This is a genomic window from Intrasporangium chromatireducens Q5-1 (genome assembly GCF_000576575.1).
GTDB classification, from domain to species: domain Bacteria; phylum Actinomycetota; class Actinomycetes; order Actinomycetales; family Dermatophilaceae; genus Intrasporangium_A; species Intrasporangium_A chromatireducens.
On record NZ_AWQS01000147.1, the window covers coordinates 1 to 9,429 of the forward strand.

Here is a 9,429-nt window from a genome sequence, read left to right on the forward strand (position 1 = left end):
CTCGGAGGCGGACCGGGCCGCTGAAAACAGCTGCTCCTTAGAAAGGAGGTGATCCAGCCGCACCTTCCGGTACGGCTACCTTGTTACGACTTAGTCCCAATCGCCAGTCCCACCTTCGACGGCTCCCCCCACAAGGGTTGGGCCACCGGCTTCGGGTGTTACCGACTTTCGTGACTTGACGGGCGGTGTGTACAAGGCCCGGGAACGTATTCACCGCAGCGTTGCTGATCTGCGATTACTAGCGACTCCGACTTCATGGGGTCGAGTTGCAGACCCCAATCCGAACTGAGACCGGTTTTTAGGGATTCGCTCCACCTCACGGTTTCGCAGCCCTCTGTACCGGCCATTGTAGCATGCGTGAAGCCCAAGACATAAGGGGCATGATGATTTGACGTCATCCCCACCTTCCTCCGAGTTGACCCCGGCAGTCTCCTATGAGTCCCCACCATCACGTGCTGGCAACATAGAACGAGGGTTGCGCTCGTTGCGGGACTTAACCCAACATCTCACGACACGAGCTGACGACAACCATGCACCACCTGTACACCGACCCAAAGGGAACACCCATCTCTGAATGCGTCCGGCGTATGTCAAGCCTTGGTAAGGTTCTTCGCGTTGCATCGAATTAATCCGCATGCTCCGCCGCTTGTGCGGGCCCCCGTCAATTCCTTTGAGTTTTAGCCTTGCGGCCGTACTCCCCAGGCGGGGCGCTTAATGCGTTAGCTGCGGCACGGAACTCGTGGAATGAGCCCCACACCTAGCGCCCAACGTTTACGGCATGGACTACCAGGGTATCTAATCCTGTTCGCTCCCCATGCTTTCGCTTCTCAGCGTCAGTAATGGCCCAGAGACCTGCCTTCGCCATCGGTGTTCCTCCTGATATCTGCGCATTCCACCGCTACACCAGGAATTCCAGTCTCCCCTACCACACTCTAGTCTGCCCGTACCCACTGCAAGTCCGGGGTTGAGCCCCGGATTTTCACAGCAGACGCGACAAACCGCCTACAAGCTCTTTACGCCCAATAATTCCGGACAACGCTCGCACCCTACGTATTACCGCGGCTGCTGGCACGTAGTTAGCCGGTGCTTCTTCTGCAGGTACCGTCACTTGCGCTTCTTCCCTGCTGAAAGAGGTTTACAACCCGAAGGCCGTCATCCCTCACGCGGCGTCGCTGCATCAGGCTTGCGCCCATTGTGCAATATTCCCCACTGCTGCCTCCCGTAGGAGTCTGGGCCGTGTCTCAGTCCCAGTGTGGCCGGTCGCCCTCTCAGGCCGGCTACCCGTCGTCGCCTTGGTGAGCCACTACCTCACCAACAAGCTGATAGGCCGCGAGTCCATCCCCAACCAAAAAATCTTTCCACACCCAGACCATGCGGCCAGGCGTCATATCCGGTATTAGCCCCGGTTTCCCGGAGTTATCCCAGAGTCAGGGGCAGGTTACTCACGTGTTACTCACCCGTTCGCCACTAATCCACGCAGCAAGCTGCGCTTCATCGTTCGACTTGCATGTGTTAAGCACGCCGCCAGCGTTCGTCCTGAGCCAGGATCAAACTCTCCGTTGAAGTGTAAAAACCCACGAAGGGCCAAATCACTGGCAGAAGTAAACAACTAGCATAAAAGCTGTCATCTTCAACCAAAGAAATCATCACCACGAGACACCCCCAACCACCCATCCAGGCAGCCAGGAACACCCCGCGACGAGGTAAATAGGCATCGATTTTTGACACGCTGTTGAGTTCTCAAGAATCGGACACACACCATCAACCAGAACCACGTCCCAGCCTCCGGGGCAACCCTTCAAACTTACCCGCCTCAAGCTTGGGAGTCAAACACGTGACCCGCTCTCAGAGCGACCGAGTTGGACCCGCTTGGTATCAGCGGAAACCCGCTCCGGAGGCGGATTGTTCCGCTCGTCCGGCTGTGGGTGCCTGCCCCGGGACCGGCCTACTTCGCGTCGCGATCACTCGCTCCGCCTTGGCGTCCGTTCCTCCCTGTCGGGCTGACGAAGAGAACATTAGCGGGCTTCCTCGCGGATTGCCAAATCGAGGGGGCTACAGGCGTAGAAAGCGCCGGATCCCATTGCAGGGCAATGGAACCGGCGCCTTCCACTCAAGCCCGACGTGCGGCCGCGAGGTTCCTGCGCCCACGCTTGAGCACGGCCGCGACGCCATGCAGGAAGTCGCCCTCGGCGAGCACTGCCTCGACGTCGCTGACCTTCACGTTGTTGACCGAGGCGCCCCCCTCGCCGATGACTCGCCGCGCCGCGTTGCGCGACTCCACCAGTCCGGTCGCCACGAGGGCCTCCACGACGGGGGTGCCCACCGGCACGTCGGCTCCGGCCAGCTCGGTCGTCGCGTCCCGCAGCGTCGCCTCGGTGAGGTCGGCGAGGTCGCCCTTGCCGAAGAGCGCCTCGCTCGCGGCCTGCACCGACCGCGTCGCGTCCGCTCCGTGCACCCGGGTCGTCACATCAGCAGCCAGGGTGCGCTGCGCCGTGCGTCGGTAGGGCTCCTCCGCCACCTGCTTCTCGAGCTCGGCGATCTCGTCCATCGTGCGGTCGGTGAGGGCCTTGAGCATCGTGACGACCGACGCGTCCTCGACGTTGAGGAAGTACTGGTAGAACGCGTACGGGCTGGTCATGTCGGCGGAGAGCCACACGGCGTTGCCCTCGGACTTGCCGAACTTGCGCCCCTCGGAGTCGACCAGCAACGGGGTCGCCAGCGCGTGCACCGTCGCCCCCTCCACCCGGTGGACGAGGTCTACCCCCGCCGTGATGTTGCCCCACTGGTCGCTGCCACCGATCTGGAGCACGCACCGGCGGGACCGGTACAGCTCGAGGTAGTCCATCGCCTGCAGGATCTGGTAGCTGAACTCGGTGTAGGAGATCCCTTGTTCGCTCTCGAGCCGCCGCGCGACCGCTTCCTTGCGGATCATCTGGTTGACCCGGAAGTGCTGGCCCACATCTCGGAGGAAGTCGAGCGCACTGAGCGGTGCGGTCCAGTCGAGGTTGTTGACGAGCTCGGCGGCGTTGTCGCCCTCGAAGTCGAGCAGCGGCCCCACGAGCCGCTGGATGCGCTCGACGGACCGAGCGATCGTGTCCTTGTCCTGGAGCACCCGCTCGGCGTCCGGCTTCGGGTCGCCGATCAGCCCGGTGGACCCGCCGACGAGACAGATCACGTGGTGGCCGGCCTGCTGCATCCGGCGCAGGACGGAGAGCTGGACGAAGTTGCCGAAGTGCAGGGACGGCGCGCTGGGATCGAAGCCGCAATAGACGGTGACGGGTCCACTCGCGAGTGCCTCGCGCAGCGCCGCCTCGTCGGTGGTCTGCGCCACCAGACCGCGCCACTGCAGCTCGTCGAAGATGTCCGTCACGGTGCGTGCTCCTCTCGCTCGTGCGGGGCGATCCCGCAAGGGACAGCCTGCCCTACCTGTCGCAACGGCCACCAATGCGTTCCACGGCGGCAGCCTCAGCCTCGCTTCGGCCGCGTGCGCACGACCCCCGGCCGGTAGGCGGACACGGTCGGCTCGCCCTCCAGCCAGAACCGCCACGGGTACTGCTCCGCGTCTCCCCCGGGACCGCTCACCCCGACCCGCGGACCGGTGCGGACCCTGCCAGCGTCGACGTCGCGGTCCCGGGTCGAGACGACGAGGTCGACGGGGTCACCGAGCGCCGGCCGGCAGAAGTCGCGCCCGGTCTGCTGACTGCCGAGCGCGAGGGCCTGCCCCAGACGCCCCGGTCCTCGGCACCAGTCGCGCTCACGGGCGGTCCCCCGCCGTTCGCGCACGGTGTCGAAGCCGTCGACGACCTCGGCTCCCCGGAGCAGGACTGCCTCCGCGGTGCCGTCGTGGCCGCAGACGAGGTTGGCGCACCAGTGGTTGCCGTAGGTGAAGTAGACGTAGAGGAAGCCGGCGGGGCCGAACATGACCTGCGTGCGCGGCGTCGGGCCGCGGTACGCGTGCGAGCCCGGGTCGACCATGCCGGCATAGGCCTCGACCTCCGTGAGCCGCACCGTGACGCCGGCGTGGCTGACGTGACACCCCAGCAGGTCCGGTGCGACCTCGAGGACGGGCCGCGCGAAGAAGTCGCGCGGCAGCCGGTCGCAGTCTCCCTCCACCGTCAGGCGTCTCCCCCGGCCCAGGCCCTGGCCGCGGCAAGACGCTCGCGGGCGGCGGCGAGCTGCTCGCGCACCCGGACGGGCGCGGTGCCCCCGACCGCGTCCCGGGAGGCGAGCGAGCCTTGGACCGACAGCACCGAGCGCACGTCCGGGCCGAGGTGCTCGCTCACCGCCGCGAAGTCCGCGTCGGTGAGGTCCCACAGTTCGACGCCGCGCTCCTCGCAGAGCCGGACGCAGGCTCCGGCGACCTCGTGGGCGACGCGGAAGGGCACGTGCTGTCGGACGAGCCACTCGGCGATGTCCGTCGCGAGCGCGAACCCTTGGGGCGCGAGCGACTCGAGGCGATCGGTGTTGAAGCTCAGGGTCGCGACCATCCCGGAGAAGGCGGGCAGGAGCAGCTCGAGGGTGTCGACGGCGTCGAAGACCGGCTCCTTGTCCTCCTGCAGGTCCCGGTTGTAGGCGAGCGGTAGCGCCTTGAGCGTCGTGAGCAGACCGGCGAGGTCGCCGACGAGCCGACCGGCCTTGCCCCGCGCAAGCTCAGCGACGTCGGGGTTCTTCTTCTGCGGCATGATGCTCGACCCGGTCGAGTAGGCGTCGTCGAGCGTGACGAAGGAGAACTCCTTCGTCGCCCACAGCACCACCTCCTCGGCGATCCGGGAGATGTCGACCGCGGTCATGGCACAGACGAACGCGAACTCCGCCACGAAGTCCCGCGAGGCGGTGCCGTCGATGGAGTTCTCCACGGCCCGGGAGAAGCCCAGGTCCGCCGCGACGGCCTCGGGGTCGAGCCCGAGCGAGGACCCCGCCAGCGCGCCCGACCCGTAGGGCGACGCGTCGGACCGCACGTCCCAGTCGCGCAACCGGTCGACGTCACGCAGCAACGTCCACGCGTGGGCGAGCAGGTGGTGCGAGAGGAGGACCGGCTGGGCGTGCTGGAGGTGGGTGCGGCCAGGCATCGCAACACCGAGGTGCCGGTCAGCCTGTTGCACAAGGGCTTCCACCACGTCGCTCACGAGCGACGCCAGCACGCGAGCGTGTTCGCGCAGGTACATCCGGAACAGCGTGGCCACCTGGTCGTTTCGGGACCGGCCGGCCCGCAGTCGGCCACCGAGCTCCGGACCCACCCGCTCGATGAGTCCCCGCTCGAGGGCGGTGTGCACGTCCTCGTCGTCCTCGTCCGGGGCGAAGGCACCGGACCGGACGTCGGCCTCGAGGCGGTCCAACCCGGCCAGCATCCCGCTCAGCTCCTCCTCCGAAAGGAGGTGAGCGGCATACAGCACCTTCGCGTGCGCGCGTGAGCCGGCGATGTCGTGAGGCGCCAGCCGCCAGTCGAAGTGGGTGCTCTTGGACAGCGCGGCGAGGGCGCGGTCGGGCCCGCCGGCGAACCGGCCGCCCCAGAGGCTCACGCGCTCGGCCTGGTCAGTCTCTTCGGTCACCATGGCATTCTCCCCGAAGGTCACTCGCGTCCCCCAAGCAGGGACTGCAGCTGCGCGGCCAGCCCCTCGGCGGCCGAGTCGTCGGAGCCGATGAGCAGGATCGTGTCGTCGCCGGCGATGGTGCCGATGACCTGCGGGTCGCGGGTCAGGTCGATCGTCGAGGCGAGGTAGTTCGCCGCTCCCGGCGGCGTCTTGAGGACGACGAGGTTGCGCGCGCAGGCGACCGAGACGAGCAGCTCGTCGCAGACCCGACGCAGGCGCGCGTTCGTCGCGTCGAGCCGACCGGACCGGGCAGGCTCGCCGCCCTCTCCGGGCACCGCGTAGACGAGGGCACGGCCGCGCCGCACCTTGACGGCACCGATCTCGACGAGGTCGCGCGAGAGGGTGGCCTGCGTGACCTCCGTGCCCTCCGCGGCGAGCAGGTCGGACAACTCGCCCTGGCTGCGCACCTCGTGCGCCTCGAGGAGCTCGGCGATGCGGTGCTGGCGCTGGCTGCGGCTCACGGAGCGCTCCGCGCGGACTCGAGGATCGCGGGCAGCGCCGTGAGGAACCCGCCCAGCTCGTCCTCGGTGATGATGAGGGGTGGCGCGAGGCGCAGGGCCGTCGGGGTGACGGCGTTGACGATGAACCCCGCCTCCCGCGCCGCGTCCATCACCGACGGCGCGGGTATGCCGCTCAGCTCGATCGCGCGGAGCAGGCCGCGTCCGCGCGTGGCCGCCACCCCCGCGAGCTGCACGTCGTCGAGCAGGGCGCCCACGCGGGCGACGTTGTCGAGCAGGTGGTCCCGCTCGATGGTGTCGAGGACGGCGAGGGCGGCGGCGCACGCGAGCGGGTTGCCGCCGAAGGTCGTCCCGTGCTGGCCCGCGGTCAGCAGGTGCGTCGTGTCCGCGCCGTAGGTGACGAGCGCGCCGATGGGCACGCCACCGCCGAGGCCCTTGGCGAGGGTCATCGCGTCCGGTTGGACTCCGGCCGCGGTGTGGGCGAACCAGTCGCCGGTGCGCCCGATGCCGGTCTGGATCTCGTCGACGACGAGCAGGGCACCGTGCTCGTGGGTCAGCTCCCGGGCCAGCCGGAGGTAGTCGGCGGGCACCTCCCGCACGCCGGCCTCACCCTGGATCGGCTCGATGAAGACCGCTGCGGTGCGGTCGTCGACGGCGGCCCGGAGGGCCGCGGCGTCACCCGGAGGCACGAAGTGGACGTCGGGGATGAGCGGCTCGAACGGCTCGCGGTAGGCGGCCTTGTGGGTCAGGGCGAGGGCGCCGGTCGTGCGGCCGTGGAAAGAGCCCTCCAGGGCGACGATCCGGCTCCGGCCGGTGCGCCGGGACAGCTTGATGGCCGCCTCGTTCGCCTCGGCCCCGGAGTTGGCGAAGAACACGCCGGACCCCGCGGGGGCAGCGGCGAGGCCAAGGAGGCGCTCGGCGAGCCGGACGGCGGGCTCGGAGGTGAAGAAGTTGGAGATGTGGATGGCCGCCTCGGCCTGCTTGATCACGGCCTGGACGAGCGCTGGGTGGCCATGGCCGAGCGCGTTGACGGCGATCCCGGAGAGCAGGTCGAGGTAGCGCTTGCCATCGACGTCCGTGACCCAGCACCCGTGCCCGGAGGCGAGCACGATCTGTGGGGTGCCGAACACGGGCACCATGGTCTCGGCGTAGCGGCCGAGCAGCTCGGCACCTGTCGTCATGCGTCCTCCTGGGCGGTGTCCGGCGCGTCGGGCAGCACCATCGTGCCGATGCCCTCGTCGGTGAAGATCTCGAGCAGGATCGAGTGGGGTGTGCGTCCGTCCACGACGTGGGTCTGAGGGACCCCGCCCTCGACCGCACGGATGCACGCCTCGAGCTTGGGCACCATCCCCTCCTCGACGCGGGTCAGCAGCTGCCGCGCGTCGCTGACGCGCAGGGTGGACAGGAGCGAGCCACGGTCCGGCCACTGCGCGTAGATGCCTTCGACGTCGGTGAGGACGACGAGCTTCTCCGCGCGCAGGGCCACCGCGAGAGCCGCCGCCGCGGTGTCGGCGTTGACGTTGAGGACCTGACCCTCGACGTCGAGGTCGGGCGCCACGGTCGACACGACGGGGACCCGGCCGGCCGCGAGGATGTCGAGGACGGCGGAGGGGGCCACGCTCTCGACGTCGCCGACGAGGCCGATGTCGACGAGCTCGCCGTCGACGACCGTGCCGCGACGACGGGCCCCGAACAGGCCGGCATCCTCGCCGGAGAGCCCGACCGCGATGGGGCCGTGCTGGTTGAGCAGGCCGACGAGCTCGCGGCCGACCTGGCCCGTCAGGACCATCCGGACGACGTCCATGATCTCGGGAGTCGTGACCCGCAGTCCGCCCTTGAACTCGGTCTCCAGCCCGAGGCGGCCGAGCATCGCCTTGATCTGGGGGCCACCGCCGTGGACGACGACGGGCCGCAGCCCCGCATAGCGCAGGAACGCGATGTCCTTGGCGAAGGCGGCTTTGAGGTCGTCGTCGATCATCGCGTTGCCGCCGTACTTGACCACGACGAGCGCGCCCCGGAAACGCTCGAGCCAGGGCAGCGCCTCGACCAGGGTCGCGGCCTTGCCGGCTGCGACCCGGATCGCGGCCGCGTCGATGAGCCCGCGCAGGCTCGAGGCAGGGGTGGAGCCGGTGAGGTTCGTCATGTGCTGTAGGCCGAGTTCTCGTGGACGTAGTCGTGCGTCAGGTCGTTCGTCCAGACCGTCGCCGCCTCGTGCCCGGCGTGCAGGTCGATGAGGACGTGGACGTCGCGACCCCGCAGGTCGACGAGCGAGCGGTCGTCGCCGACCCCGCCTGAGCGGCATACCTCGACGTCGTTGATGGACACGTCGAGCGCATGGGGGTCGAAGGCCGCCCTCGTGGTGCCGACCGCCGCGAGGACCCGCCCCCAGTTCGGGTCGTTGCCGAAGATCGCGCACTTGAAGAGGTTGTTGCGCGCGACCGCGCGACCCACCTCGAGGGCGTCCTCGAGGGTCGCGGCCGAGCGGACCTCGATCGCGATGTCGTGCGCCGCGCCCTCGGCGTCGGCGATGAGCTGTCGGGCCAGGTTGCCGCACACGTCGGTCAGTGCGCCGGTGAGCTCGGCGCGACCGACACCGACCCCCGAGGCGCCCGAGGCGAGGACCACGACCGTGTCGTTGGTCGACATGCACCCGTCGGAGTCGATCCGGTCGAAGGTCTCCGCCGTGGCGGACCGCAGCGCGGCGTCGAGGTCGACGGGGTCGACGACGGCATCCGTCGTCAGGACGACGAGCATGGTCGCGAGGGACGGGGCCAGCATGCCCGCCCCCTTGGCCATGCCGGCGAGGGTCCAGCCTGCCCCGGCGCGGGACGCGACCTTGTGGACCGTGTCGGTTGTCTTGATCGCGATGGCTGCAGCGTCGTGGCCGTCGGAGCTGAGGGCTGCGGCGGCCGCCTCGACCCCCGCCAGCACCTTGTCCATGGGCAGCAGCTCGCCGATCAGGCCGGTCGAGCAGACGACGACGTCGCCGGAGGAGACGCCCAGGACGTCGGCGACGTGCTCGGCGGTGCGGTGCGTGTCGTGGAAGCCCTGGGCGCCAGTGCACGCGTTGGCGCCGCCGGAGTTGAGCACGACCGCGTCGACCCGGCGGTCGGAGAGGACCTGCCGGGACCAGGTGACCGGGGCGGCCTCGACCCGGTTGCTCGTGAAGACGGCGGCGGCGTGGTGCTCGGGACCGTCGTTGACGACGAGCGCGAGGTCCGGCGTGCCGCTTGCCTTGAGGCCGGCGGTAACGCCTGCGGCCCGGAAGCCTCGGGGCAGCTGCACCTGGTCGCGCACCGGACGGTCGGCCCCGGTGGCGCCGCCCGGGTCCGGGGTGGCGCTCGGCTCGGGCGTGGCGCTCGGCTCAGGCGTGGCGCTCG

At 69.1% G+C, this 9,429-nt stretch carries 7 protein-coding genes and 1 rRNA gene; all 8 read right to left on the minus strand.

Features of this window, described 5'->3' with window-relative positions; all coding sequences use genetic code 11:
• Positions 1–41 precede the first annotated feature (41 nt).
• Positions 42–1,563: ribosomal RNA gene (locus N864_RS15200) — 16S ribosomal RNA — on the minus strand.
• A gap of 547 nt (positions 1,564–2,110) precedes the next feature.
• Positions 2,111–3,370: a tyrosine--tRNA ligase gene (gene tyrS / locus N864_RS15205; RefSeq protein WP_034718583.1), complete on the minus strand. Its 1,260-nt coding sequence runs from the start codon at positions 3,368–3,370 to the stop codon at positions 2,111–2,113.
• 95 nt (positions 3,371–3,465) lie between these two features.
• The gene (locus tag N864_RS15210; RefSeq protein WP_034718585.1) at positions 3,466–4,113 is read right to left on the minus strand and encodes a DNA-3-methyladenine glycosylase; all 648 of its coding nucleotides are present in this window, start codon (positions 4,111–4,113) and stop codon (positions 3,466–3,468) included.
• Positions 4,114–4,115: 2 nt separating this feature from the next.
• Positions 4,116–5,552: an argininosuccinate lyase gene (gene argH, locus N864_RS15215; RefSeq protein ID WP_034718591.1), complete on the minus strand. Its 1,437-nt coding sequence runs from the start codon at positions 5,550–5,552 to the stop codon at positions 4,116–4,118.
• Between the two features lie 17 nt (positions 5,553–5,569).
• On the minus strand, positions 5,570–6,052 hold the full coding sequence (argR, locus tag N864_RS15220; protein WP_034718587.1) for an arginine repressor: 483 nt from the start codon (positions 6,050–6,052) through the stop codon (positions 5,570–5,572).
• Positions 6,049–7,230, minus strand: coding sequence for an acetylornithine transaminase (locus N864_RS15225; protein ID WP_034718589.1), 1,182 nt, complete (start codon positions 7,228–7,230; stop codon positions 6,049–6,051). Before N864_RS15225 ends, argR begins: the two co-directional genes overlap by 4 nt.
• Positions 7,227–8,192, minus strand: a complete 966-nt coding sequence (gene argB / locus N864_RS15230) for an acetylglutamate kinase (RefSeq protein WP_051518646.1) — start codon at positions 8,190–8,192, stop codon at positions 7,227–7,229. Before argB ends, N864_RS15225 begins: the two co-directional genes overlap by 4 nt.
• The gene (gene argJ, locus N864_RS15235) at positions 8,189–9,346 is read right to left on the minus strand and encodes a bifunctional glutamate N-acetyltransferase/amino-acid acetyltransferase ArgJ (RefSeq protein ID WP_081793915.1); all 1,158 of its coding nucleotides are present in this window, start codon (positions 9,344–9,346) and stop codon (positions 8,189–8,191) included. Before argJ ends, argB begins: the two co-directional genes overlap by 4 nt.
• Positions 9,347–9,429: the final 83 nt, after the last annotated feature.